This is a genomic window from Arthrobacter sp. 01N444 (genome assembly GCF_056399305.1).
The window spans coordinates 18,950-43,399 of sequence record NZ_JBFTRB010000024.1 but is presented as its reverse complement, the minus strand read 5'-3'; the positions used below and the strand labels follow the sequence as shown (position 1 = coordinate 43,399).

Genomic DNA, 24,450 nt, shown 5'->3' with positions numbered 1-24,450 from the left:
CTGACGCCCGCTCCATCGACAAATGTCTATCCCCGGTTTTGAAAAACCCCGGAATGACGCGGCGGGCGCCCAATGCCCGGCGGCGGCACCTGTCGCGTGCCTCACAGCGGGATTTATTCTGGAAGTACGAATCCCCCACTCATCCAGGCCCACGAGGCCCCACCTACTGGAGCTAACAAATGATCATCGGCGTACCCAAAGAGATCAAGAACAACGAGTTCCGCGTCGCCATCACGGCGGCCGGCGTCCATGAATTCCGGACCCACGGCCACGAGGTCCTCGTCGAGCGCGGCGCGGGGCTGGGCTCCGGCATCACGGATGAGGAATACGCGATCGCCGGTGCCGAGATCGTCGCCGAAACCGACGACGTCTGGGGCCGCGCCGACATGGTGCTGAAGGTCAAGGAACCGGTCAAGGCCGAATACCACCGCTTCCGCAAGGGCCTGATCCTCTTCACCTACCTGCACCTGGCCGCCGAACCGGAACTGACCCAGGCCCTGATCAACTCCGGCGTCACCGCCATCGCCTACGAGACCGTCCAGGAGGGCAGGTCCCTGCCGCTGCTGGCCCCGATGTCCGAGGTTGCCGGCCGGCTGTCCGTGCAGGTCGGCGCCACGTCCCTGATGGCGCCGGCTGGCGGCAAGGGCGTGCTGCTCGGCGGCGTCCCGGGCGTCCGTCCGGCCAAGGTCGTTGTCCTCGGCGCCGGTGTTGCCGGCACCAACGCTGCCGCCATGGCCCTGGGCCTGGGTGCCGACGTCACCATCCTGGACATCAACATCAACCGCCTGCGCGAACTGGACGCCCAGTACCAAGGCCGCCTGAAGACTGTCGCGTCCAACAAGTACGAGATCGAGAAGTCCGTGGTCGACGCCGACCTCGTGATCGGTTCGGTCCTGATCCCCGGCGCCAAGGCACCGAAGCTCGTCACCAACGAGCTCGTGTCCCGGATGAAGCCCGGCTCCGTGCTGGTCGACATCGCCGTGGACCAGGGCGGCTGCTTCGAGGACACGCACCCCACCACGCACCAGGAACCGACGTACAAGGTCCACAACACGATCTTCTACTGCGTCGCCAACATGCCCGGCGCCGTCCCGAACACCTCCACGTACGCGCTGACCAACGTCACCCTGCGCTACGCCGTCTCGCTGGCGAACCTGGGTGTCAAGGCTGCGTTTGAGCGCGACGCCGCCCTGGCCGCCGGCCTGAACATCGCCGGCGGCAAGGTTGCGCACCGCTCGGTCTCCGAGGCGCACAACCTGCCCCTCGTCGCCGACTGGCACGAGCTGGTCTCCGCGTAGCCAACACATCTCCGCGTAGCCAGCACTTCATCGGCTGCTCCTCCCCACCGGCCCCCTCGCCTCGCAAGCTCGGCCAGGGAACCCTGCCGGTGTGGGCCCAAACCGCCCTTTTTTGGACACCCAGAAGGGCGTTTTCGGAGCAGCCGATGGCTGTTTAAGCCCGCACCGTGCCGAGAACCTAGGCCAGGGACCGGGCCTGCTCGATCAGCTGCAACACCTGGAGCGGGCCCGCGGGGTCGACGGGGACGGGCAGCGACGAGCTTGCGCCGCCGTCGGCGATCTTGGCGGCCAGGATCCGGTAAAACTCGGGGTAGGCGCCGCGCTCGGTGGGCAGCCGGTCCAGGTGCCCGTCGCGCCCCAGCAGCCCGGCCCAGTCCGGATCTTCCACGCCGTAGTCGGCATCCAGCGGGCTTCCCCCGGCCAGGATGTACGGCTCCTGCGGGTCCACGCCGTGCTTGGTGAAACCGCCCTCGCTGCCCAGGATGCGGTAGCGCGGGCCCTGCTGGGCGCACAGCATGTTCATCCACAGGTGGCTGGTCACCCCGGAGCTGTGCCGCAGGACCAGGAAGACGTCGTCGTCCGCCTTGGCTCCGGGCCGCCGGGCCGCCAGTTCCGCGTGAATGAGCGTGGCCGGCCCAAAAAGCTGCACGGCCTGGTCCAGCAGGTGGGTGCCGAGGTCAAACAGCACCCCGCCGCCGTCGTCCGCCGTTGCGACCGCCTTCCATGCTTTGGGGACGTCGGGCGACCATCGCTCGAAGCGGGACTCAAAGCGGCTCACGGTGCCGAAGGCTCCGGTGTCCATGAGGGCTTTAACGGTGAGGAAGTCGCCGTCCCAGCGCCGGTTCTGGAACACCGTGAGCACCCGGCCCAGCCGCCCGGCCAGGTCGATGAGCTCCTGCCCCTCGGCGCTGCTGACAGCGAAGGGCTTGTCGACGACGACGTCGAGGCCGGCTTCCAGCGCCGCTTTCGCGAGTGGGTAGTGGGTGGCGGGCGGCGTGCCGAGCACCAGCAGGTCCAGTTCGCCGGCGAGCTCCAGGATATCGGCCGGGGTGTCGACGATCCTGGCCGCCGGATAGCTGTGTGCGGCGGCAGATCTCCTGGCGGCGTCGGAGGTGGCAATGGCATCGAGCGAATAGGCCGGGTTTGCGGCGATGAACGGGGCGTGGAAGACGCTGCCCGAAAGGCCGAAACCGGCGACGGCGGTGCGGATGGGCCGGGTTGAATCGTTGCTCATGGTGCCAAGGCTACCGGCTGGGCATGCACCGGGGCGCCTGTCCGGCAGGGCTTAATCGAACGAGGCCGGCGCCGCCCGGAAGCTTCCAGGGGCACCGGCCTCGGCCGTGCTGCTTGTTAGTGCGTGGTGCTTGCCGGGACTAGCTCTTCTGCCAGCCGACGACGCTCCAGTCCGGGGTCTGGAACAGGGCCGCACCGTAGTTGGCCAGGCCCGTGCGGGCGAAGTAGATCTGCGGGCCGTTCATGATCACGCCCATGGAGAAGTACTTCTCCATGTGCTTCTTCTCGACGTCCATGGCGGCCTTGTTGCGCTGGGCGTCATCCTGGATGGAGGCAAGGTCCTTGATGGCCTTGTCCAGTTCGGCGTCGCCGAGTTCGTTCTCGTTGGTCTTGGAATCGTAGAACTGCTTCACGGCGGAGGTGGCGTCGGCGCCTACCGTGTAGCCGCTGATGGTGAGCTGGAAGTCGCGGCTGCCAACCACCTTGCCGAAGTCGGCGTCACCGCGCTGGTCGATGCCAACGTCCATGCCGGCCGCCTGAAGCTGCTTCTGCAGCGTCTGAACGGTGGCGAGGCCGGTGGGGTCGTCACCGAAGTTGGTGATCTTGAACGACGCCGGGACGCCGTCCTTTTCCATGATGCCCTTGGCGTTGGCCTTGTAGCCGGCCTCGGTCAGGACCTTCTTGGCCGCGTCGGCGCCGGTTTCCTTGACCGGGTAGTTGTCCTGGTAGTACTTCGAGAACGGCATCAGCATCATGGAGCCCGAGCTGTTCTCTTCCCAGTTCAGTCCGCCAAAGCGGACGGCGCGGATGGCGGGGCGGTCCACGGCGGTGAAGATTGCCTTGCGGACTGCGACGTCGGTGAGCGGGGCCTTGAGGGCGTTGAGGTTCAGGCCGCCGGCGAAGAGGCGCTGGCCGCGGCGGACCTCGGAGTTCTTGGAGCCTTCAAGCTGCTTGTACTTCGTCAGCGTGCGGCCGTCGGCCATGTCGATTTCGCCGTTCTTGAAGGCGGCGATCTCGGCGCTGGCCTCCAGCTGGCGGAAGATCACCTTGTCCAGGACCGGCTTCTCGCCCCACCACTTGTCATTCGGCACGAGGGAGACAGTCTTCGCGGCGGAGTCAAACTTGTCGACCTTGAACGGGCCTGCCATCCACTCGGGGTGCAGTTCGCCCGTGAAGCCGGTGTTGAAGATTTCGGGAGTGTTCACGGTCTGCGGGATGAAGCCGCCGAACATGTCACTGAGCGGGTACACCGGCTGTGTGGTGGTGACAACGACTTCCTTGTCGCTGCTTCCCGCCTTGACGGAGTCGATGAACTCGTAGGCCCCGGAGCTGACGATGTCGATGTCCTTGTTCTGGCCATTGAGCATCTTCCACGTGTTCTCGAACGTGGCGGCGTTGATCGGGGTGCCGTCGTTGTAGGCGGCCTTCGGGTTGATCTTGATGGTGATGGTCTGCTTGCCGTCTTTGACCTCGCTCTTGAAGTCTTCGCAGAAGTTCTTGTTGAGGTTGGCGGTGCCGTCGAAGTCCAGCTTCCAGCAGCCCACGTAGCCGGCCTCGTCGATCGGGTAGTGCAGTTCGGTGTTGTCCGCCGAGTTGCCCGCGTTGGAGAAGCCGTTGAAGTCCGGTCCGATGTTGCCCAGCGGCAGCGTCACGGTACCGCCCTGCTGCAGGTCGGCGGCCTTCTTGGCGTTGACGCTGACCAGCTTGCTCAGGTCGCCGGAGGCATCCTGTGCCTTGGCGCTCTGGGCGGTGGTTGAGGCGCCACCGCTGCCGCAAGCGGTCAGCGCGAGGGCAGCCACGACGGCGGTGAGGCCGCCGATCCTGGTCCGATTTTTCATGTGATCCCCTTCATTTTTTTCATGCGAGTGTGATGCGTGGGTTCTCGGGTGGTGTGCTGGTCCGGTGATTCAGTGGTTTTCGTGGACAACCAGCATGTCCGCGTCCAGTTCGCCGTCCGGGTAGAAGCAGGCGAACTGCTGGTCGGTGGCGGACGCTTCGAGGGCCGGCTCCAGGGTCAGGCACTTCTCCTGCCTGGCCGGCGGCAGGGCCGCGAACACGGGACAGCGGGTGGCGAAGTTGCAGCCTGCCGGCGCTTCCAGCGGCGAGGGCAGGTCGCCCTGGAGGATGATCCGCTCGCGGGTGCGCTCCAGCTCCGGATCCGGTACCGGGATCGCGGAGAGCAGGGCACGGGTATAGGGGTGGCGGGGGTTGTCGAAGACGGCGTCGACGTCGCCGATCTCCACGATCTTGCCCAGGTACATGACGGCAACGCGGTTGGAGATGTGCCGGACCACGGAGAGGTCATGGGCCACCATGAGGTAGCTGAGGCCGAGTTCGGCACGGAGCTTGTCCAGGAGGTTGATGACGCCGGCCTGCACCGATACGTCGAGGGCGGAGACGGGCTCATCCAGGACCACCAGCCGGGGGTTCACCGCGAGGGCGCGGGCAATGCCGATGCGCTGGCGCTGGCCGCCGGAGAACTGGTTGGGGAACCGGTTGACGTGGTCCGCCTGCAGGCCCACCAGCTCCATGAGCTCCATGATCCGCTTCCGGATGGCAGCCTTGGGCATGCCCAGGTTTTCCATCGGCTCGGCCAGGACCTCGTAGACGGTGAAGCGCGGATCCAGTGCCCCGGTGGGATCCTGGAACACCATCTGCAGTTCCTTGCGCATGGCGCTCTTGGCCCGGGCGTCCGCGGCCTGCTTGTTGCTCAGCCCGCCGATCACCACCTCGCCGTCCTGGTCCTTGTGGAACTCCATGATTTCCAGCAGGGTGGTGGTCTTTCCGCAGCCCGACTCCCCCACGATCGAGAAGCACTCGCCCTCACGGATATCGAAGCTCAGCCCGTCCACGGCCTTCACCGTGCCGATCCTGCGCTTGATCAGGGCGCCCTTCATCAGCGGAAAGTGCTTCCTGACGTCGCGGAGTTCCAGGACAGTCTTGCGTTCGTGCCGGGGAAGGCTGTCAAAGCGGGATACCGGCACGGCCGGGACGGCGAAAACAGTGTGGACATCGACGTCGGCGAGGGCCTCGCTCTTGATGCACGCGGCGCTGTGCCCGGTGCCGGGCGCCACCGCCCGAAGGTCAGGTTCGCCGTCGAGGCAGGCCTCGCTGGCCAGCGGGCACCGCGGCGCGAACGAACAGCCGGTGGGCGGCTGGGTGAGGTTCGGGGGGATGCCGTCGATCGGCACCAGCGACGATTTTTCCGCGACGTCCACGCGCGGGACCGCACCGAGCAGGCCCATCGTGTAGGGCATCCGCGGGCTGTAGTAGATGTCATCGACGCTGCCGGTCTCCACCGGCCTGCCCGCGTACATCACCATGATGTCGTCCGCCATGCCGGCGACCACGCCGAGGTCGTGCGTGATCATGACGACCGCGGCGCCGGTCTCCTCCTGGGCGGCGTGGAGCACCTCGAGGACCTGCGCCTGGATGGTGACGTCCAGCGCCGTCGTCGGCTCATCGGCGATCAGAACCCGCGGGTTGTTGGCGATCGCGATGGCGATCATGACGCGCTGGCGCATGCCGCCGGAGAACTCGTGCGGGAAGGCCTTGAGCCGGTCCTTCGGGCTGGGGATGCCGACCAACCCCAGGAGTTCGACGGCGCGTGCCTCCTTGGCCTGCTTGCTCATGGTCGGGTTGTGGACGGTCAGGGCCTCGATGATCTGGGTGCCGACGGTGTAGACCGGGGTCAGGGAGGACAGCGGGTCCTGGAACACCATGGCGAGGTCGCTGCCGCGGTGGCGGCACATGGCCTTGTCGCTGAGCCCCAGGAGCTCCTTGCCCTGCAGCCGGACCGAACCGGTGATTTCCGCCGTCGCGGGCAGCAGGCCCATGATCGCCATGGACGTGACGGATTTGCCGGAGCCGGACTCGCCCACAATGCCCAGCGTCTTGCCGGGCATCACGTCGAAGTCGACGCCGCGGACCGCGTGCACCACGCCGTTTTCCGTGTTGAAGCGGACGTTGAGGTCCCGGACGGAGAGGACCGCGCTCGTGGGGGCGTGCAGCCCGGCGGCGTGGAGGCGCTCGGCGGTCCCTTGCGCGGTGTCCCGTGCGGTGGTGTTGCTGGTCATTTGCTCTTCTTCTGTGTCTTGCCGGTGGCGCCGCCGGTGGCGTGGCCAGTGGCCTTGCTCCTCTTGGCGCGGCCAACGGAGCTGGAGCTGGGGTCGAACGCGTCGCGGAGGCCGTCGTTCATCATGGCGAGCGAGCCGGTCAGCAGGAACATCACGATCAGGGGCGCCCAGAACATCCACGGAAAGGTGGAAACCTGGGAGGTCGACTGGCCGATCAGGACGCCCAGGCTCACGTCGGGGACCTTGATGCCGATGCCGATGAAGGAGAACGCGACCTCGGCGAGGATGGCGCCGGTGACGCCGCGGGTGACTTCCAGGACCAGCAGGGAGCCGATGTTCGGCACGAGGTGGCGCCAGACGATCCGGCGCGGCGGGATGCCCATGTACTGGGAGGCTTTGACGAAGTCACGCTGCATGAGGGAGAGCGACAGGGACCTGATGAGGCGTGCGGTCCCCATCCAGCTGAAGACCAGCAGCACGATGATGAGCAGCAGCCAGCTCGGGACGGTGTTCTTCAGGCCGTTGGCGCCGCCGCTCGTGGCCACCGCGACAACCAGCAGGGCCGGCATCATGATCAGGGCTTCGAGGATGAACAGCATGACCTTGTCCACCTTGCGGCCGAAGAACGCCATGGTGCAGCCGTAGACGGCGGCGATCAGCACCGAGACGAGGCCGACGACGACGCCGATCAGGATGGAGACCCTGGTGCCCTCGACGGTAAGGGCGTAGAGGTCGATCCCGGCCTGGGAGGTGCCCAGCAGGTGCTCCGCGGAGGGCGGCATGCCGATGTTGAAGGGGTCGATGGTCTCCTTGTCCCAGCTGCCGAAGAAGCCGCCGATGAAGGAGAAGAGGGTCAGGGCCAGGAAGATGGCGAGGCCGGCGACCGCTGTCCGGTTGCGCAGGAAGCGCCGCAGGATGATCCGCGACTTGCCGATCACGACCTCGTCGTCGCCGAACTTTCCTTCGTCCAGGACGGCGGCTGGGTCAATCGTGTTGAGGTTGGTCATGATTACTGCACCCGCACTCTCGGGTCCACGAGCGTGGTGGCGAAGTCGGCGAGGATCGCTCCGACCGCGAAGATGACGGAGCCGTAGGCGAGGGTCGCGGTGGCCGCGTTGACGTCCTGCAGGGCAATTGAGTCGATGGACCAGGACCCGACGCCGTGCCAGGCGAAGATTTTCTCGGCGAAGAAGCCGCCGGCGAAGATGGCCGGGATGGTGAACGCAATGCTCTGCGCCACGGGGATGAAGGACACCCGCAGGGCGTGCCGGCTGATGGCCTGGTTGCGGGTCAGGCCCTTGGCCCGCGCCGTCCTGACGAAGTCGGCGTTGACGTTGTCCAGCAGATACTGGCGCTGGGCGATCTGGTACGCGCCCCAGCCCACAATCGTGATGGCGAACGTGGGCACGGCGTAGTGGGCGAGCATGTCGACGAACTGGGCCCAGCCGTCGCCGTCCAGACCCGGGGTGGAGATGCCGGTGACAAAGAAGACCCGCTCCCCGACCGACTCGTTGATGTTGATGGCGCCCAGCTGCACCAGGAAGTAGGCGATCGGTGCGGGGACGATGTACATGAGGTAGCTGTACGAGGTGATGGCCCGGTCCGAGGCCTTGTACTGGCGGGCCGCGGTGAAGACGCCGAGGGCGACGCCGATCACGAGGGTCAGGATGATCGAGGCCAGGAAGAGCCGGGTTGAGATCCAGACCCGGTCGCCGAACTCGGCGTTGATGAAGGCACCGTTGGGGCTCCGTCCCCAGTCCCAGCGGGTGAGAATGGCGGCGAGCCAGTCGACGTAGCGCTCCCACGGGTTGAGGGTGGGATCGAGCCCCTTGAGCCGGAAGGAATTGACCACCTGCTCGGGCGTGGGCCGCGGAATCCGCTCCTGCTCAAGCAGCGCCGGCTGCAGCGTGCTCACAGCCAGGAGATAGCCGGCACTGGTGGTCAGGAAGATCATGAAGACATACGTGAGCGCACGTTTGGCGAGATATCGAAGCATGGAGCGGCTAGTTCTGGATCGCCGTTGCCTGAGCAGATCCGTGCGTCACGGCTGCGGCCGCACGGGCGGGCCCGCCTGTGCCAGGGACAAGATTATTCACAACGTCGATCCTTCCGTCGTCCCCATCCGGCAGCGGGTTCCGCAGCCGGTTCGGGAGTATGGGCCAGCTGGTTTCCGGCCGCCCGCATGCCTTGCGGCTGAGCCCTTGTGGGCTATGTTGCGGGTCACATTCCAGAGGAAGCTATCACATTAGCCGGGCTCCGCCGGGCTCTCACGGGCCGCGACACGGCGGCTTCGCTACAGATCGTTATGAATAACTCCGTGGAATGGATTTGGACCACGGAACCGGCTGCGCCGCTAGGAGCCGCACACTACGCGCGTGACAAGCTCCCGCCAGGTGTCCGCAAGGCGCTCCGGCGCAATCCCGTGCACGCCGACGGAATGAAGCAGCAGTTCCGGCTCCAGCGACGCCCCGAGGGCCGACGCCATGACCCACGGGTCCGCCGTCACGCCGGCTTCGCGCAGCAGCATCTCGAGATGACGGCGCCAGAGGACGGCCGGCGGGACATCGAACCTGTTGTAGACCGAGGCGTCGGCGGCCCGCGCCAGCTCCCCGAATTCCAGGATCCAGTCAATGCGGGCGGCGCCCACGGCGATCAGCCGCTCCAGGGGCGGCGCGCCGGGACCTACCGGGGGCGGACCAAACATGAACCGGCCCTGGAATTCGGCCTCGGCGTCGCTAAGGAGCGCCATCATCAGCCCGGCACGGCTGCCGAACCGCCGGAAGACCGTCCCTTTTCCAACTCCGGCGCGCTGCGCCAGCCGGTCCATGGTGAGGGCGTCGGCGCTGGATTCCTCAACGATTTCCCGGGCGGCGCAGAGCAGGAGCTCCCTGTTGCGCATCGCGTCGCTGCGCGCTGATTCTGCGGCGGGCGCGACGGGGCGCCCTGCCCCGGACTGGGCACCGGGACGGATCGGAATGAGGCTCACACCGCTGATTCTAGCGCCCCGGAATATAACCGGACCGCAGTCCGTTTAGGATGGGTGAAGGCCCCCAAAGCCTCACGATCCACCAGCCGCCGGAATCACCCCGCGGCGTGATGCACAGGAGTACACATGTCCAAGAAGACCATCCTCACTCTCGTCGGCAGCCTTCGCGCCGGCTCCACCAACCTGCAGCTGGCCGAGGCCATCGCGCTCAACGCCCCGGAACAGGTGGACGTGGTCATTCACGAGAGCCTGGGCAACATCCCCTTCTACAACGAGGACATCGACGTCGAAGGCCAGGTGCCCGCGGCCGCCGCCGCCCTGCGGGCCGCCGCCAACGAGGCCGACACCATCCTGCTGGTCACGCCGGAGCATAACGGCACCGTCCCGGCATCGCTGAAGAACGCCATCGACTGGCTGTCCCGCCCCTTCGGCGCAGGCGCCCTGTCCGGCAAGCCCACCGCGGTTGTCGGAACCGCCTTTGGCCAGTTCGGCGGCGTATGGGCCCAGGACGAGGCCCGCAAGGCCGTCGGCATCGCCGGCGCCCAGGTCCTCGAAAACGTCAAGCTGGCAGTCCCGGGCTCGATGGTCCGCTTCGCCGAGGTTCACCCCAAGGACGACGCCGAAGTTGTCGAGCAGATCAAGGGCGTGTTCGACGCGCTGGCCGAGGCTCCCGCTGCGGAAGCGGCGTAAGCTACCGCACCCCGCACTCCGCTCCAGATACCTCCCGGGCCCCCGGCAGCACACGGCTGCCGGGGGCCTCGGGCCGCCCGGAGCAGCCCGGTCGCTTTCGGCCCGGGCATCATTTGGAAACAATCGTTTCCCCCAAGACAACACGGGTAGTATCCTTGGGTTTGTGACCCACGAAACACTTGATGCCGCCGCAGCAGTACTTCCGGCCGAGGCCATTGACGCAATCGAACGTGCGGCTACGTCCGCCCACCGCCACGAGATCCTGTTCTCGGAGCGCGCAGCAAATATCAAACAGTCGGCGGTCCGGGATGTTTTCGACATCTCGATGCGCCCCGGCCTCGTCTCCCTCGCCGGGGGCAGCCCCTACCTGCAGTCCCTGCCGCTGGAACGCCTGGGCCAGACCGCCGCGAAGATCATCGCCGAGCAGGGGATGACCGCCCTGCAGTACGGCGGCGGCCAAGGCAGTGAAGAGCTCCGCATCCAGATCTGCGAGGTCATGGCGGCAGAGGGGATCCTGGACGCCGACCCCGCGAACATCGTCATCACGGCCGGCTCGCAGTCCGCGCAGGATGTGGCCACCAAGGTTTTCTGCAATCCGGGCGACGTGGTCCTCGTCGAGGACCCCACCTATGTCGGGGCCCTCAACACCTTCGAGGCCTACCAGGTGGAGGTCGAAACGGTGCCGATGGACGGTGACGGCATCATCCCTGATCTGCTGGAGGCAAAGATCGCCGCCCTCCAGACCGCGGGCAAGAACGTCAAGTTCCTCTACACCATTCCCAGCTTCAACAACCCGTCCGGCATCACCCTGTCCGCGGAACGCCGGCAATCCGTGGTGGATATATGCCGTCGCGCGAATATTCTGGTGCTGGAGGACAACCCCTACGGCCTGCTCCGCTTCGACGGCAAGCCGCTCACCCCCCTGCGGGCGGCCAACCCGGATGACGTCATCTACATGGGGTCCTTTTCCAAGATCTTCGCCCCGGGCCTGCGGATCGGCTGGGCCCTGGTCCCGGCCCACCTGCAGCGCAGGTATTACCTGGCGTCGGAGGCCGTCACCCTGTGCCCGCCGACGCTGAACCAGATGCTGGTGTCGGCCTATCTGCGCGACTACGACTGGCGCGGCCAGATCGAGACGTACCGGGGGCTGTACCAGGAACGTTGCGAGGCAATGCTGGCCGCCTTGGCCGACTACATGCCGGAGGGACTGACCTGGACGCGCCCCGAGGGCGGCTTCTTCGTGTGGGTTACGCTGCCCGACGGCGTGGATACTTACCCGCTACTGAGGAAGGCCATCGACGCCGGCGTCGTCTTCATTCCGGGAGCGGCCTTCACAAACTCGGACGACCCGTCGAACAAGATCCGGCTGGCGTTCAGCGCGGTGCCGCCCGAATCGATCCGCGAGGGTGTGCGGCGGCTCGCGCCGGTCCTGCGGGAAGCCCTGGCCGCCCTGTAGCGTGAACACCGGCAGGATCCATGCGGGGCCTCGACTGGGGCGCGCTGGGGCCAGTTGATCGGCCAGGCACACTAAACAGCATTACTCGTTGAAAGAGGAGCGGTCCATGACCGGAATAATCGTTGTCGGCGTCGACGGCAGTGAAACTGCACTGCGGGCGGCGCACACCGCGCGCGACCTCGCAGTTTCCGTGGGGGCGACACTTCATGTGGTCAGCGCCTTTGACAGCGACAAGACACAGGTCTTCGGCAGCGGCAGTGACCAGTGGATCGTTTCCGACGCCGGCAACGCGGAAACGGTTGCGCGCTCGGTCGCGGAAGGCCTGCGCCGCCCGGACATCACCGTCACGTACGCCGCCGCGCGGGGCAAGCCGGCCGAGGCCCTGATCCGGGAAGCCGAACGGACGAGTGCCTTGATGATCGTGGTCGGCAACCGGCGCATGAGCGGAATCGGCCGGGTCTTGGGGAGCGTTGCGAACAGCGTGGCCCACAACGCCCCCTGTGACGTCTACATCGCCAAGACCGACGCCGACTGAGGCGCTACTGCTGCTTCGGTGCCGCTGCCGGCACGGCGGCTTGGCCGGTGTCTGAGCCTGCAGACCCAAGCATCCGCCGCAGGATCTTTCCTGAGGCGGATTTCGGCACGGCGTCGATGAACTCAACCTGTCGGACTTTCTTGAACGGCGCCACCCGGGCCGCCACGAAGTCCATGACGCCCGCCAGGTCCAAGGCATCGCCGTCCGCGCCCGGCTGGCGGACCACGAACGCCTTGGGCACTTCCTGGCCGTCGGCGTCGAGGGAGCCGACCACCGCGGAGTCGGCGATGCCGGGGTGGGTGAGGAGCAGCGCCTCCAGTTCCGCCGGGGCGATCTGGTAGCCGTTGTACTTGATCAGTTCCTTGAGCCGGTCCACGACCGTCACCACCCCGTCCGCCCGCACCGTGGCGATGTCCCCGGTGCGCAGGAAGCCGTCCGCGTCCAGGGTGTCCGCGGTTTCCTGCGGCCGGTTGAGGTAGCCGAGCATCACATTCGGCCCGCGGCACAACAGGTGCCCCGGCGCGCTGGTCCCTTCCGCGGGAACCGGGATCTCCTCCCCCGTGGCCGGGTCCACGAGGCGGCACTGCATGTTCGGCACCGTGTACCCCACGGAACTGACGGGGACCCTGAGCCCATCGCGGCCCACGCGCGGAATGAGGTGCGATACCGGGCTCATCTCGGTCATGCCGTAGCCCTGCAGAACCCGGCAGCCGAGGCGTTCGGCCAGGCGCGTGCCAAGTTCGCCGTCCAGCGGCGCCGCGCCGGAAAGGGTGGTGTGCACCGAGCCGAGGTCGTACTCGGCAACGAGCGGGTGCTTGGACAGCGCCACGGCCACGGGAGGCGCGATGAACAGGTAGCTGCACCGGTGGTCCTGGATGATCCGCAGGAACTCGGGCAGGTCGAACCGGGGCATGGTCACAAGCCTGGCCCGCTGGCGCAGCGCGAGGTTCAGCAGCACGGTCAGCCCGTAGATGTGGAAAAACGGGAGCAGCGCCAGGACCCGGTCTTCGGGGCCGACGTCGAGCAGACCCCTGGCCTGTTCCACGTTGGCGACCAGGTTGCGGTGGCTGAGCATGACCCCCTTCGGCCGGCCGGTGGTGCCGGAGGAGTAGGGCAGCACGGCCACATGCGTGGCGGGATCGAACGAGACGCGGGGTGCCGGTGCGCCCATGGCGAGCAAGTCGGCCAGCGAGGGGTGGCCGTCGGCGCCGTCGAGCACCACGAGCCGTGAGGCAGGGATCCCGGTCCTTTCGGCGGCCTCCCGGGCGGCCGGCAGCAGCGCCGATACGGTGAAGAGCCAGTCCGCGCCGGCGTCGGTGAGCTGGGTGGCGATCTCGTCGGCCGTGTACAGGGCGTTGATGGTGGTGACCGTTGCGCCTGCCCGGAGCAGGCCGTGGAAGACGGTCGCAAAGGCGGGGACGTTGGGACACAGGATGGCGGCCACGCCGTGCACGCCCAGGCCCTGGGCGGCGACGGCACCGGCGAGGGCGTCGATCTGCCCGCGCAGCGCCCGGTAGGTGGTCTCCGCACCGCTGGCGCCATCGACGACGGCGATCCGGTCCAGGTCCTCCTCTGCCAGAGCGCCGAAGAGGTAGTCGTAAATGCCGAGGTTGGGAACATCGACGTCGGGGTACGGGCTTGAAAACACGCAACATCTCCTTTGATCCGCTTCCGCCCGGGCTGTCGGCGGCTGGTGCCACTCTAGTGCCGGGCGTAGCCGCGGGACAGGAGGGCGCGGACTTGGCTGTGTCCGGTCGTGGCCGTGTCCGGACTTGATGAGGATCACCCTTTGTCGTGGGCAGCCTCACCGCCCAGCGGGCCGCCCGGCGCGGACCGGCTCAGTAAAATGGGAGGTGCCCTGCGATGGTGCGGACGTCCGAGAACCCACCTACCAAGGGAGCCCCATGATCACTCTTCAGCGCCGCCAGCTGGTTGGCCACGACATCCTGCTGGCCCGGCACGGCAACCACATCAGCGCCATGCGCGTGGACCGCGGTGCCGGTCGCGTTGTCGCGTTCCTGGACGACGGATCGACGGACAGCGCACCCAACCTGATTGCCCCGGGACTGCGCATGCCCGACACCTTGCGCAGCGTGTTCCGGGAGGACTGGAAGTTCCTGACGGGAATCAGCGCGTGCTGCGCGGGGCTCGCGGGCCTGATGTTTGCCGCCTCGGCCGCCCTCGCCGGCATGAGCGGCGATCCCGCGCTGGTCCAGATCCTGACCGCATACTCGGGAAACTGAGCGGCCCGGGCCAGGCTGCCCACTGAGAAACCCCAACACTGAGAAACCCCGCCGCTGAAAGGTTCAGCGGCGGGGTTCTGCGGTTTCGCGGCCGGTTTCGTGGCCGGTTTCGCCGGCTAGTCCAGCAGCAGGGCCGGCTCTTCCAGGATGGCGGCGACGTCGGCCATGAAGCGGGCCGAAAGGTCGCCGTCCACCACGCGGTGGTCGAAGGAGCCGCCGAGGGTGGTGATCCAACGCGGAATGACTTCGCCGTCCAGGACCCAAGGCTTTTGCTTGATGGTGCCGAACGCCACGATGGCGACCTCGCCAGGGTTGATGATCGGCGTTCCGGTGTCGATCCCGAGGGCGCCGATGTTGGTCACGGTGAGCGTGCCGCCGCGCATCTGGGCAGGCTGGGTCTTGCCGGCCCGCGCAGTCGTGGCGAGCTCGTTCAGGGCCAGGGCCAGTTGCTTGAGCGAGAGGTCCTGGGCGTTCTTGATGTTCGGCACCATCAGCCCGCGGGGCGTGGCGGCCGCGATGCCCAGGTTCATGAAGTGCTTGACGTGGATCTCCGCGGAATCGCTGCCGTCCGGGTTGTCCACCCACGTTGCGTTGACACTCGGGTTTCGCGCCGCGGCCCAAATGACCGCCTTGGCCAGGATCAGCAGCGGGGAGACCTTGATGCCTTCGAAGTCGCGGGAGGCCTTGAGGCGTTTGACGAATTCCATGGTGCGGCTGGCATCGACGTCGACAAAGATGCTGACGTGCGGCGCGGCAAACGCGGATTCGACCATGGCCTTCGCGGTGGCTTTGCGGACTCCCTTGACCGGGATCCGCTCGATCCGCTGGTCCTGCGGGCGGCCGGACTTGCCCCAGAACGAGTCCGCCTTGTCCACCTCGGCGTCCCGCTGGGCCTGGTAGCTCACCAGGTCCTCGCGGGTCACTTCACCGCGGGCGCCGGTAGGCACGACATCGGCCAGGTTGATCCCGAGGTCCCGGGCGATCTTGCGGACCGGCGGCTTGGCCAGCACCTTGCCGACCAGGCCGCTGATGGCACCGCCGAAGGTGGGGCGCGCCTCAACGGAGCCGGCCGGGCCCGCGGCCGCGTCGGCAGGGCGGCTGGCCGCGTCCGGGTTGATCCATATGTCGTGGGCCTCCACCCCCACCTGCTCCACCACCGGGGCGGCAGCGCCGGTGGCTGCCGCGGCGGACGGGGCGTAGTGGCCAGCTGCCGCAGGGGCGGAAATCCGCCGCCGGCGCTTGACGGCGTCGGCCTTGGGACCGGAGCCCACGAGCGGCCCGCCGGCCGGGCGCCCGGCTGGTTCGCCGGCGTCGGAGTCATCAGCCGGAAGCGTGCCGTACATGGGCGCGGCGGCAGCCTGCTCCTGGGCTACAGGCGCCGGGGCGGGTGCCGCAGCGGCCGGCGCCGGGGCGTCGACGGCGTCGCTCACGCTGATGATCGGCGTGCCGACATCCACCGTGACTCCCTCGGGCACCAGCAGTTCCGTGACGGTCCCGGCGAACGGTGAGGGCAGCTCCACCAGGGATTTGGCCGTCTCGATCTCGCACAGGACGTCGTTGACGGCCACGGTATCGCCGACCTTGACCTTCCAGGCCACGATTTCGGCCTCCGTCAGCCCTTCGCCGACGTCGGGAAGGTTGAACTTGTTGAGCGTCATGGGTCCTCGTCAGTACGCCAGGGCGCGGTCGAGCGCCTCAAGGATGCGGTCGATGTCCGGCAGGTAGTCTTCTTCGACCTTGGCCACGGGATAGGGCATGTGGAATCCCCCGACGCGGATGACGGGGGCCTCCAGTGAATGGAACGCCCGCTCACTGATCCGCGCGGCGATTTCGCCGCCGATGCCGCCGAATGTGGGGGCCTCGTGGGCCACGATCAGCCGGCCGGTTTTCCGGACCGAGGCCGTGACGGTGTCGAAGTCGATCGGCGAGATGGAACGGAGGTCGATCACCTCGACGCTGTGGCCGTCCTCGGCGGCGGCCTCGGCCGCTGCGAGGGCCACGGGCACCAGCGGGCCGTAGACGACGACGGTCGCGTCGGTGCCCTCGCGGAGCACATGCGCCTTGAAAGGGTCAGCGGACGCGCCCGGGGTCTCGGTGTCGACCTCGCCCTTGAGCCAGTAGCGGCGCTTGGGCTCGAAGACGATCACGGGATCCTGGCAGTCGACGGCCTGCTGGATCATCCAGTAGGCATCGTGCGGATTGGAGGGGGTGATGATGCGCAGCCCGGCCGTGTGGGCGAACAGTGCCTCCGGCGATTCGGAGTGGTGTTCAATGGAGCCGATGCCGCCGCCGTACGGAATCCGGATGACGACGGGAACGGTCAGGTTGCCGTTGCTGCGCGAGTGCATCTTGGCCAGCTGGGTGGTGATCTGGTTGAACCCCGGGAACACGAAACCGTCGAACTGGATCTCGCAGACCGGCTGGTAGCCGCGCAGGGACAGGCCGATCGCGGTGCCGATAATGCCGGATTCGGCCAGCGGGGTATCCACCACGCGGTCGGCGCCGAATTCGGCGATCAGCCCGTCGGTGACCCGGTAGACGCCGCCAAGGGCCCCGATGTCCTCGCCCATCAGCAGCGAGCGGGGGTTGTTGTTCAACGTGGCCCGCAGACCCTCATTGATGGCTTTCGCAATGGTCATGGTGGTCATCAGCGGGCCGCCCTGTCTGTCTCGGCTGTGCGTGCCTCATCGGCGGACGCCTCATCGGCGAACCCTGCGCTGTATTCCTCGAACCAGGCCAGTTCCTCGGCCACCAGCGGGTGGGCCTCCACATAGGTGTTGGCGAAGGCAGTCCGGATGTCCGGGGTTTCGAGGTCGTGGGTGGTCTTGCGGACATAGGCGGCGAGCTCGTCGCCGTCGGCCTTGACCTGCTCGAAGAAGCTGTCATCCGCGAGGCCCTGGGCCCGGAGATACTTCTCCAGCCGGGCCAGCGGGTCCTTGGCACGCCAGAGGCTTTCTTCGGCGGATGCACGGTATTTGGTGGGGTCATCGGCCGTGGTGTGCGCCCCGACCCGGTAGGTGAACGCCTCGATCAGTACGGGACCATGGCCCTCGCGGGCCCGCTCCAGCGCCCATTCCGTGACGGCGTGGACGGCGATCACGTCATTGCCGTCCACCCTGATACCGGGGAAGCCGTAGCCTTTGGCGCGGTTGGCGAGCGGGATGCGGGTCTGCACGGAGCTTGGCACGGAGATGGCCCAGTGGTTGTTCTGGCAGAAGAAGACCACGGGCGCCTGATAGGAAGCGGCGAACACCATGGATTCATGGACGTCCCCTTCGGAGCTGGCGCCGTCGCCGAAGTAGACCATGACGGCGGCGTTCGGCTCCACGGCCTGTCCCGCCTCACCGCTGGCGACGGCGTTGGCGGCCGCCAGTTTCTGGTCCCGCTGGATGCCCATGGCGTACCCGACGGCGTGCGGGGTCTGGGCGGCCAGGACCAGCGTGTAGAGGTGGAAGTTCGTGTCTTTCGGGTTCCAGCCGCCGTTGGAGACGCCCCGGAACTGGCGCAGCAGCTCGGCCAGGTCCACGTTCCGTGTCAGGGCCACGCCGTGCTCGCGGTAGGTGGGGAAGATGTAGTCCTGCGGCTGGCTGGCCCGTCCGGAGCCGATCTGGGCGGCTTCCTGTCCGGTGAGCGGGACCCACAGGGCCAGCTGGCCCTGCCGCTGCAGGGCGGTGGCCTCCACGTCGAAGCGGCGGATCTTGGCCATATCCGCGTAGAAGCCGCGCAGGGTGCCCGGGTCCAGCTTCTCGGCGTATTTTGAGAAAACCGGGTCCGAGCCCAGGGTGCCGTCCGGGTCCAGCAACTGCACCATCGGCTCGGCCGGGGCACCCAGTTGGGCCTCGGCCTCCGCTTCGAGCTGGTCATCCATCCCGGTTCCGTCGAACTCGGTAGAGGGCAGATGTGTGGCGCCCATACCGTCTCCTTGCTTGCCGCATCCGAATGCGCCGCAATCGCTGGGATATATGCCGGACCAGGAATACATTCCAGGTCCGGCATATATTTTGGCTTACTGGTCCCTACTTTATCCGCACGGGGCGGCCTGAGCGCGCAGTGTTAAGCGCTAGGAACGCCGCGGCGGTTTTGTATAGATCGCACAGAGCTCCAGGAAACGGGTGTTGGCTTCCGTTTCGCCGATGCTGACCCGGACGCCCTCGTTGCCGAAGGCCCGTACGGACAGCGCCCGTTCCGCCGCCAGGGCGGCAAATTCCGCGCTGTTTTCGCCCAGATTGAGCCAGACAAAGTTGCCCTGGGCCTCCGGGACGAACCACCCGAGCTCACGCAGTCCCGCCGTGACCCGGTCCCGTTCGTCCACCAGGCTTTGTACCCTTTCTACAACATCGGCGAAGTGCTCGAGCGACGTCACGGCTGCCGTTTCCGCGATCTGGGACACGGCGAAGGGGGTGGCACTGACGCGCAGGTGCTGCGTCAGTTCGGGCCTGGAGACGCTGTAGCCCACGCGGAGTCCGGCGAGGCCGTGCGCTTTTGAGAAGGTCCGCAGGACGACGACGTTGGGGTACTTGCGGTACATGGCGATGCCGTCCACGGCGTCGCCGGCGCGCACGAATTCCTGGTAGGCCTCGTCAATGACCACCACGACGTCGGCCGGAACGGCCTGGATGAAGCGCTCCGTTTCCTCGGCCGTCAGGATGGGTCCGGTGGGGTTGTTGGGCGTGCACAGCAGGATCATCCGGGTCCGCGCAGTCACTGCGGCGGCCATGGCGTCCAGGTCATGCCGCCCGTCGGATGTCAGCGGGATCCGGACGCTCTCGGCGCCGGCCAGTCCGACGCAGATCGGGTAGGCCTCGAACGAGCGCCAGGCGTAGATGACCTCGTCGGCCTTGCCGTCGTCGTTCTGGCCGGCGAAGGTGGTCAGCAGCTGGTTCAGGGCGCCCAGGCTGCCGGCGCCCGTGACGATGTCCTCGGCGGGAACATCCAGGAAGCGGGCGAGCGCTTCACGCAGCCTGCTGCTGAGCGGATCGGGGTAGCGGTTGAAATCGGTCTGCGCCGCGATGGCCTGCTGCACTGCAGGGATCGGGGGCAACGGGTTCTCGTTGGAGGACAACTTGTAGCTGGTCAGGCCTTCCACGGGAACGGGGGGTTTTCCGGCCGCGTAGCGGGGGAGGAGGTCTACCACCGGACGGGGCCTGATGCCCCCGGCCGGATTCTCTGATGAAGTCATGCCAACTAGCCTACTTCGGGTCGCTGCCGCAGTTGCGGGAGCCGATTGCTGTCCGTAGGGGATAACCGTTGCTGACATGGGGAATATGGTCCCTGCCGTCGCCGCCGGGCGTATGACAGCATGGGGCCATGCGCTCAATCATCGTACGAGTCATCATCAACGGACTGGCCCTTGCAATCGCCTGCTGGATCCTCACCGGGCTGGATATTTCCACCCAGAGTGACGGCACCATCAGCATCATCTTGGGCTACCTGTTCATCGGCTTGATCTTCGGTCTGGTCAATGCCTTCGTCAAGCCCATTGTCAGCCTCCTCTCGCTGCCGATCACTATCCTCACCCTGGGCCTGTTCACCGTGGTCATCAACGCCGCGATGCTCTACTTGACCTCCTGGATCAGCAGCTACACCACTGTGCACTTCACCATCGACTCGTTCTTCTGGACTGCCGTGTTCGCCGCCATCATCATCAGTCTGGTGTCCCTCGTGGCGAGCTTCCTTCCTGCCCTCGATCGTTAGAAGCGCCCGTGCCGCGCGGCGTGCCCGAGGTGGTTGCGGGCGTTGCCCGCGGTTCCGGCCGGGCCTCACGCCGGAGCGAGAACCTGGTCACCGACGCCGCCCCGCCGGTCCCCACCACTGCGGCCAGTGCCGCGGTGGAGTCCTGCAGGGTGTTGTCCCGGCTCGCGGAGACGAGCGCGGCCCCGTCAGTGTAATTCTCCAGCCGGTGCCCGGGACCCAGGCCGAAATCCTGTGGCGGCGGCACCGCCAGCGGGTTGGTGAGGGTCACGGTCACCCGGTCCCTGGTGTCCGGGTTCGCCAGTCCGTCCGCCCCCGGCACCCAGTCCTGCTCATGTTCGAGGTGCAGGCTGCGGATCCCCGGCGCGGGGCTGATCCCGCCCACCGGCGAGCCCGCGGTCAGCACGAACTTGAGGTCGTACTCGGCCAGGACAGCACGGTCCTTGCTGAGATTCATCGCGTGGATCCCGCCCTGGCTGTAGCCGACGGCCACGAGCTGATCCCCGGCCTCGGCCCCGGCCTGCCGCAACGCCTCCCTGATGGCCTGCGCCGTCGACGCCGAGTCATAGCCCAGGGCCTCGGCGATTCCGGCGGGGTCAAAGGGGTTGGTTCCTTCCGGCAGGGCGCCCTGCTGGGTTCCGGGGATGATCACCACCCACGCGGGCCGGGAACCGCCGTCGACCTCGATAACCTCGATCCGGCCGCCTTGCTCTCCCACTGCCCCGGCCCGCCGCAGCAGCCCGGCCGGTGAGAGGTCGACGTCGGCCGTAAACGTCTCCCGGCCCACGATGCTGACGGGGCGGGGCTTGAGGAACACGAGCCCCGGCGCTTCCGAGGCGTCCCGCACCAGGCGGCGGACGTCAGCGGGCCCGGCCAGGGCGCTGGCCACGGCGGCCAAAGGCCAGGGCAGGCCAAGCAGCACGGCGAGATTCCGGGGCGCCATGGCGACCCAGCCTTCAACAGTGCCGCGCACCCCGGGCAGGGCGAAGGGCTCCGGTGCTGCGCCGTACTCGGAGCCGTGCAGTCCCATCCGCAGCAGCAGGGCATTCCGGGCTTCGGCGTATTCGTATTCGCGGTGACTGGCGCGGACGTCGTCGCCGATCCGCTGAAGCTGGGACCGGACGCGTCCGACCTCCCGGCCGGCCTCCCCCACAGCGATGATGGCGTTGCTGCCGCTGGTGTAGGAGTCGGACTGGTAGGGAAAGAGTGCCCGCCGGACGGTGTCGGCCTCCGCCTCAACCATTTGCAGCTGCCGCACCAGCCCGTCCAGTGCCGCGGCACCCGCCAGCAGCTCCTCAAACTGGAAGCTCACCCCGCCGATTCCGCCCCGGATGAGCAGGCTGCCGTCGCGCGGCGGCGCGGAAACCCCGGGGCCGCCGCCGGAGCCCGCCGGACTCGACTCGGCCATCAGGGTCCCATCTGGTCCGTGGGCTGCGCCACGTTCCGGGCATGCCGGAGCACCACGGCAACAGCATCGAGCAGCGCATCCCGGCTTCGGTGCAGCGCCGCCGCGTGCAGGGACAAGGCCGCACGGTAGGCGCGGCCGGCCGGTGACTGCCACGACTGCAGCTCGAGGCGGGCGAGGGCGGCGAGCACCGCATCAGCCTCATCGGCGCACCGCGCAACGCGCGCAGCAAACTGCTGGACTTCATAACTGCGCGAAGCGCACTCAAGGGCGTCGGCGGCCGTCACGCCAAGAACCGCCATGTCCTGCACCGCCATGTCCTGCACCGCCACACTGCCCGCCGGTCCCGGTGCTATCCCGTTGACCGGCCTCATCCCGGCCTCACCCCGGCCTCATCCCAGTGACCTGCCTCATCCAGCTGCCCATGAACCGACGCTAGCGGGGCGGCCTGTGCCCGCTGAAGAGAGCCGCCCGGCTATGTGGACAACGTCCCGGACCGCCATGCGCTGCCAGCCGGCAATGTCATCCGGCAATGTCATAAGGACGGGGGCGCTTAAGGCCCGGCGGCACTTCGTGAAAGAATCGCCATATGCCTGAAACTGCCGCCACAGCTGATACCCGCACGCCGTCCGGACGCCTGGCCCTCGCCGCGTCCGACCACCAGATCGCGCTCGGCCCGCTGGATGGCCGCTACCAGTCCGCCGTCGCGCCGCTGGTCGACTACCTTTCCGAGGCTGCCCTGAACCGCGACCGCGTGGCTGTGGAGGTCGAGTGGCTGATCCACCTGACCGGCAACAGCGTCCTGCCCGGGGCCGGACCGCTCACGGCGGAACAACAGGAGCAACTGCGTGCGATCGTCACGGAGTTCGACGCCGCCTCCGTCACCGAACTCGCCGAGATCGAGGCCGTTACGGTCCACGATGTCAAGGCCGTGGAGTACTACATCGGCCGCCGCCTGCCCGGCATCGGAATCGATCACCTGACCGCCATGGTGCACTTCGGCTGCACCTCGGAAGACATCAACAACCTCTCCTACGCCCTGGGCATCAAGGGGGCCGTGGAGGACGTGTGGCTGCCTGCGGCCCGCGCCCTCGTCGGCCAGATCAGCGCCATGGCCGGGGACAACCGCGCCGTGCCGATGCTCTCCCGCACCCACGGCCAGCCCGCCACGCCCACCACGCTGGGCAAGGAACTGGCAGTCATCGCGCACCGGCTGGGCCGGCAGCTGGACCGGATCGCCCGCACCGAATACCTCGGCAAGATCAACGGCGCCACCGGCACCTACGCCGCCCACGTCGCGTCCGTCCCGGGCGCCGACTGGGAGCACGTCGCCAAGGGCTTCGTCGAAGGCCTCGGCCTGACCTGGAACCCGCTGACCACGCAGATCGAAAGCCATGACTGGCAGGCCGAACTCTATGCCGACGTCGCGCGTTTCAACCGCATCCTGCACAACGTCTGCACCGACATCTGGAGCTACATCTCGATCGGGTACTTTGTGCAGATCCCGGTGGCAGGCGCCACGGGCTCCTCAACCATGCCGCACAAGGTGAACCCGATCCGTTTCGAAAACGCCGAGGCCAACCTCGAGATCTCCTCCGGCCTGCTGGACGTCCTCGGCTCCACCCTGGTCACCTCCCGCTGGCAGCGCGATCTCACCGACTCCTCCTCGCAGCGCAACATCGGTGTGGCGTTCGGCCACTCGCTGCTCGCCATCTCGAACGTTGCCAAGGGCCTGGACCGGCTCAAGGTTGCCGAGGACGTGCTGGCCGCGGACCTGGACACCAACTGGGAAGTCCTCGGCGAGGCCATCCAGATGGTCATGCGCGCCGAGGCCATCGCCGGCGTCGACGGCATGGAAAACCCGTACGAGCGGCTCAAGGACCTGACCCGCGGACAGCGCGTGGATGCCGCCCGGATGCAGGAATTCGTTCAGAGCCTCGGCCTGTCCGCCGACGCCGAAGCCCGCCTGCTGGCGCTGACCCCGGGCAAGTACACGGGCATCGCGGACCAGCTGGTGGACCACCTCAAATGAGGCTTCTGCTCATCCGGCACGGCCAGACGCCCGGCAATGTGCTGGGCCAGCTGGACACGGCGCACCCGGGGCCCGGGCTGACCGAACTCGGCGAGCGTCAGGCCGAGACGTTGTCCCGCGCCTTGGCGAACGAGCGGATCCTTGCCCTGTACGCCTCCACCCTGGTTCGGACGCAGATCACAGCGGCACCGCTCGCCCGGGTGCACGGGCTGGAAACCGAGGTGCTGGAGGGCCTTCACGAGATCGAGGCCGGGTCGCTGGAAAAGCGCACGGACCACGAATCGCACAAGCAGTACATCGGCACCATTTTTTCGTGGGCGGACGGCGAGCTGGACCGCCGGATGCCTGCCGGTCCCAGCGGCCGGGACTTCTTTGAGCGTTACGACGCCGCGATCGCCAAAATAGCGGGACGGACAAACGGGGCGGGGGGCTCAGGATCCGTGGCCGTGGTCAGCCACGGCGCAGCCATCCGGGTGTGGGCCGGCCTGCGGGCGGACAACATCGAACCGGACTTTGCCATCAGGCACGTGCTGGACAACACCGGAATCGTGGCGCTGGAAGGCGATCCCGCCAACGGCTGGGAACTCATCCACTGGGACGACAGTCCCGTGGGCGGACTGGTACTGGCGGATCCGACGGCGGAGGATCCCACCGGCCGTCCGGCGTAGCGGGCCGGTCCGTCCCCGGCGGGCGTACAGGCCGTCCCGGCGGGGCGTACCGGGTCTGGACTGCTCACGGGAACGCGGCGATGATGAAGACAGGCGTGGGGACAGGATGGTCGGCCGCGGCATGCGGTTGAGCCCGC

Annotated in this window: 21 protein-coding genes; 8 read left to right on the top strand and 13 right to left on the bottom strand. The window is 67.5% G+C overall.

Annotation, left to right across the window (positions count from 1 at the left end):
- Positions 1–179: 179 nt before the first annotated feature.
- On the top strand, positions 180–1,298 hold the full coding sequence (gene ald, locus AC1DKN_RS19985) for an alanine dehydrogenase (RefSeq protein ID WP_476872288.1): 1,119 nt from the start codon (positions 180–182) through the stop codon (positions 1,296–1,298).
- A 178-nt stretch (positions 1,299–1,476) separates the two neighbouring features.
- Here ald and AC1DKN_RS19980 read toward each other — a convergent pair whose 3' ends face one another.
- The 6 genes from AC1DKN_RS19980 to AC1DKN_RS19955 form a co-directional block, all read right to left on the bottom strand.
- A complete protein-coding gene (locus tag AC1DKN_RS19980) occupies positions 1,477–2,532 on the bottom strand; it encodes a Gfo/Idh/MocA family protein (RefSeq protein WP_230006920.1) in 1,056 nt (351 codons plus the stop codon).
- A gap of 139 nt (positions 2,533–2,671) precedes the next feature.
- A complete protein-coding gene (locus AC1DKN_RS19975; RefSeq protein ID WP_476872287.1) occupies positions 2,672–4,369 on the bottom strand; it encodes an ABC transporter family substrate-binding protein in 1,698 nt (565 codons plus the stop codon).
- A gap of 69 nt (positions 4,370–4,438) precedes the next feature.
- Positions 4,439–6,607: a dipeptide ABC transporter ATP-binding protein gene (locus AC1DKN_RS19970; RefSeq protein WP_476851441.1), complete on the bottom strand. Its 2,169-nt coding sequence runs from the start codon at positions 6,605–6,607 to the stop codon at positions 4,439–4,441.
- Positions 6,604–7,614 carry an ABC transporter permease gene (locus tag AC1DKN_RS19965; protein WP_230010032.1) on the bottom strand — a complete coding sequence of 337 codons (1,011 nt, stop codon included), beginning with the start codon at positions 7,612–7,614 and terminating at the stop codon, positions 6,604–6,606. Before AC1DKN_RS19965 ends, AC1DKN_RS19970 begins: the two co-directional genes overlap by 4 nt.
- Positions 7,615–7,616: 2 nt before the next feature.
- A complete protein-coding gene (locus AC1DKN_RS19960) occupies positions 7,617–8,603 on the bottom strand; it encodes an ABC transporter permease (protein ID WP_476872286.1) in 987 nt (328 codons plus the stop codon).
- 357 nt (positions 8,604–8,960) lie between these two features.
- Entirely contained in the window at positions 8,961–9,593 is a 633-nt protein-coding gene (locus tag AC1DKN_RS19955) for a TetR/AcrR family transcriptional regulator (RefSeq protein ID WP_476851440.1), read from the bottom strand.
- A 126-nt stretch (positions 9,594–9,719) separates the two neighbouring features.
- Here AC1DKN_RS19955 and AC1DKN_RS19950 point away from each other — a divergent pair, with 126 nt between their 5' ends.
- From AC1DKN_RS19950 to AC1DKN_RS19940, 3 genes are all read left to right on the top strand, one after another.
- Complete coding sequence (locus tag AC1DKN_RS19950; RefSeq protein WP_018775397.1) at positions 9,720–10,283, top strand: NAD(P)H-dependent oxidoreductase; 564 nt, start codon at positions 9,720–9,722, stop codon at positions 10,281–10,283.
- Between the two features lie 163 nt (positions 10,284–10,446).
- A complete protein-coding gene (locus AC1DKN_RS19945; protein ID WP_476872285.1) occupies positions 10,447–11,739 on the top strand; it encodes an aminotransferase-like domain-containing protein in 1,293 nt (430 codons plus the stop codon).
- A gap of 106 nt (positions 11,740–11,845) precedes the next feature.
- On the top strand, positions 11,846–12,274 hold the full coding sequence (locus tag AC1DKN_RS19940; protein ID WP_223914942.1) for a universal stress protein: 429 nt from the start codon (positions 11,846–11,848) through the stop codon (positions 12,272–12,274).
- Between the two features lie 4 nt (positions 12,275–12,278).
- On the opposite strand, the gene AC1DKN_RS19935 is transcribed toward AC1DKN_RS19940, so the two are convergent.
- Positions 12,279–13,922: an AMP-binding protein gene (locus AC1DKN_RS19935; RefSeq protein ID WP_476872284.1), complete on the bottom strand. Its 1,644-nt coding sequence runs from the start codon at positions 13,920–13,922 to the stop codon at positions 12,279–12,281.
- 256 nt (positions 13,923–14,178) lie between these two features.
- Between AC1DKN_RS19935 and AC1DKN_RS19930 the strand changes: the two genes are divergently transcribed.
- Positions 14,179–14,517: a hypothetical protein gene (locus tag AC1DKN_RS19930; protein ID WP_476851437.1), complete on the top strand. Its 339-nt coding sequence runs from the start codon at positions 14,179–14,181 to the stop codon at positions 14,515–14,517.
- 116 nt (positions 14,518–14,633) lie between these two features.
- Here AC1DKN_RS19930 and AC1DKN_RS19925 read toward each other — a convergent pair whose 3' ends face one another.
- From AC1DKN_RS19925 to AC1DKN_RS19910, 4 genes are all read right to left on the bottom strand, one after another.
- On the bottom strand, positions 14,634–16,175 hold the full coding sequence (locus AC1DKN_RS19925) for a dihydrolipoamide acetyltransferase family protein (protein WP_476872283.1): 1,542 nt from the start codon (positions 16,173–16,175) through the stop codon (positions 14,634–14,636).
- Between the two features lie 9 nt (positions 16,176–16,184).
- Complete coding sequence (locus tag AC1DKN_RS19920; protein WP_090582226.1) at positions 16,185–17,165, bottom strand: alpha-ketoacid dehydrogenase subunit beta; 981 nt, start codon at positions 17,163–17,165, stop codon at positions 16,185–16,187.
- Positions 17,165–18,430 carry a pyruvate dehydrogenase (acetyl-transferring) E1 component subunit alpha gene (gene pdhA / locus AC1DKN_RS19915; protein ID WP_476851435.1) on the bottom strand — a complete coding sequence of 422 codons (1,266 nt, stop codon included), beginning with the start codon at positions 18,428–18,430 and terminating at the stop codon, positions 17,165–17,167. Before pdhA ends, AC1DKN_RS19920 begins: the two co-directional genes overlap by 1 nt.
- A gap of 147 nt (positions 18,431–18,577) precedes the next feature.
- Positions 18,578–19,696, bottom strand: a complete 1,119-nt coding sequence (locus AC1DKN_RS19910; protein ID WP_476872282.1) for a histidinol-phosphate transaminase — start codon at positions 19,694–19,696, stop codon at positions 18,578–18,580.
- A gap of 128 nt (positions 19,697–19,824) precedes the next feature.
- On the opposite strand from AC1DKN_RS19910, the gene AC1DKN_RS19905 reads away from it, so the two are divergent.
- Complete coding sequence (locus AC1DKN_RS19905) at positions 19,825–20,211, top strand: phage holin family protein (RefSeq protein ID WP_028277592.1); 387 nt, start codon at positions 19,825–19,827, stop codon at positions 20,209–20,211.
- On the opposite strand, the gene AC1DKN_RS19900 is transcribed toward AC1DKN_RS19905, so the two are convergent.
- Together AC1DKN_RS19900 and AC1DKN_RS19895 are read right to left on the bottom strand one after the other, a co-directional pair.
- Entirely contained in the window at positions 20,162–21,616 is a 1,455-nt protein-coding gene (locus AC1DKN_RS19900) for a hypothetical protein (protein WP_476872281.1), read from the bottom strand. The two genes, AC1DKN_RS19905 and AC1DKN_RS19900, sit on opposite strands and share 50 nt — an antisense overlap.
- Positions 21,616–21,987 carry a hypothetical protein gene (locus tag AC1DKN_RS19895; protein ID WP_476872280.1) on the bottom strand — a complete coding sequence of 124 codons (372 nt, stop codon included), beginning with the start codon at positions 21,985–21,987 and terminating at the stop codon, positions 21,616–21,618. Before AC1DKN_RS19895 ends, AC1DKN_RS19900 begins: the two co-directional genes overlap by 1 nt.
- 215 nt (positions 21,988–22,202) lie before the next feature.
- Here AC1DKN_RS19895 and purB point away from each other — a divergent pair, with 215 nt between their 5' ends.
- Entirely contained in the window at positions 22,203–23,645 is a 1,443-nt protein-coding gene (gene purB, locus AC1DKN_RS19890; RefSeq protein WP_476872279.1) for an adenylosuccinate lyase, read from the top strand.
- On the top strand, positions 23,642–24,313 hold the full coding sequence (locus tag AC1DKN_RS19885; protein WP_476872278.1) for a histidine phosphatase family protein: 672 nt from the start codon (positions 23,642–23,644) through the stop codon (positions 24,311–24,313). The genes purB and AC1DKN_RS19885 overlap by 4 nt, the downstream gene beginning before the upstream one ends.
- The last annotated feature ends 137 nt before the right edge of the window (positions 24,314–24,450 follow it).

Excerpts from the sequence above, each read along its gene's own strand:
- pdhA (WP_476851435.1), bottom strand. The coding sequence starts at position 18,430 with ATGGGCGCCACACATCTGCCCTCTACCGAGTTCGACGGAACCGGGATG.
- AC1DKN_RS19885 (WP_476872278.1), top strand. The coding sequence starts at position 23,642 with ATGAGGCTTCTGCTCATCCGGCACGGCCAGACGCCCGGCAATGTGCTG.
- AC1DKN_RS19910 (WP_476872282.1), bottom strand. The coding sequence starts at position 19,696 with ATGACTTCATCAGAGAATCCGGCCGGGGGCATCAGGCCCCGTCCGGTG.
- AC1DKN_RS19930 (WP_476851437.1), top strand. The coding sequence starts at position 14,179 with ATGATCACTCTTCAGCGCCGCCAGCTGGTTGGCCACGACATCCTGCTG.
- AC1DKN_RS19900 (WP_476872281.1), bottom strand. The coding sequence starts at position 21,616 with ATGGCCGAGTCGAGTCCGGCGGGCTCCGGCGGCGGCCCCGGGGTTTCC.
- AC1DKN_RS19920 (WP_090582226.1), bottom strand. The coding sequence starts at position 17,165 with ATGACCACCATGACCATTGCGAAAGCCATCAATGAGGGTCTGCGGGCC.
- AC1DKN_RS19980 (WP_230006920.1), bottom strand. The coding sequence starts at position 2,532 with ATGAGCAACGATTCAACCCGGCCCATCCGCACCGCCGTCGCCGGTTTC.
- AC1DKN_RS19975 (WP_476872287.1), bottom strand. The coding sequence starts at position 4,369 with ATGAAAAATCGGACCAGGATCGGCGGCCTCACCGCCGTCGTGGCTGCC.
- AC1DKN_RS19905 (WP_028277592.1), top strand. The coding sequence starts at position 19,825 with ATGCGCTCAATCATCGTACGAGTCATCATCAACGGACTGGCCCTTGCA.
- AC1DKN_RS19950 (WP_018775397.1), top strand. The coding sequence starts at position 9,720 with ATGTCCAAGAAGACCATCCTCACTCTCGTCGGCAGCCTTCGCGCCGGC.
- ald (WP_476872288.1), top strand. The coding sequence starts at position 180 with ATGATCATCGGCGTACCCAAAGAGATCAAGAACAACGAGTTCCGCGTC.
- AC1DKN_RS19965 (WP_230010032.1), bottom strand. The coding sequence starts at position 7,614 with ATGACCAACCTCAACACGATTGACCCAGCCGCCGTCCTGGACGAAGGA.
- AC1DKN_RS19895 (WP_476872280.1), bottom strand. The coding sequence starts at position 21,987 with ATGAGGCCGGTCAACGGGATAGCACCGGGACCGGCGGGCAGTGTGGCG.
- purB (WP_476872279.1), top strand. The coding sequence starts at position 22,203 with ATGCCTGAAACTGCCGCCACAGCTGATACCCGCACGCCGTCCGGACGC.
- AC1DKN_RS19960 (WP_476872286.1), bottom strand. The coding sequence starts at position 8,603 with ATGCTTCGATATCTCGCCAAACGTGCGCTCACGTATGTCTTCATGATC.
- AC1DKN_RS19970 (WP_476851441.1), bottom strand. The coding sequence starts at position 6,607 with ATGACCAGCAACACCACCGCACGGGACACCGCGCAAGGGACCGCCGAG.
- AC1DKN_RS19925 (WP_476872283.1), bottom strand. The coding sequence starts at position 16,175 with ATGACGCTCAACAAGTTCAACCTTCCCGACGTCGGCGAAGGGCTGACG.
- AC1DKN_RS19940 (WP_223914942.1), top strand. The coding sequence starts at position 11,846 with ATGACCGGAATAATCGTTGTCGGCGTCGACGGCAGTGAAACTGCACTG.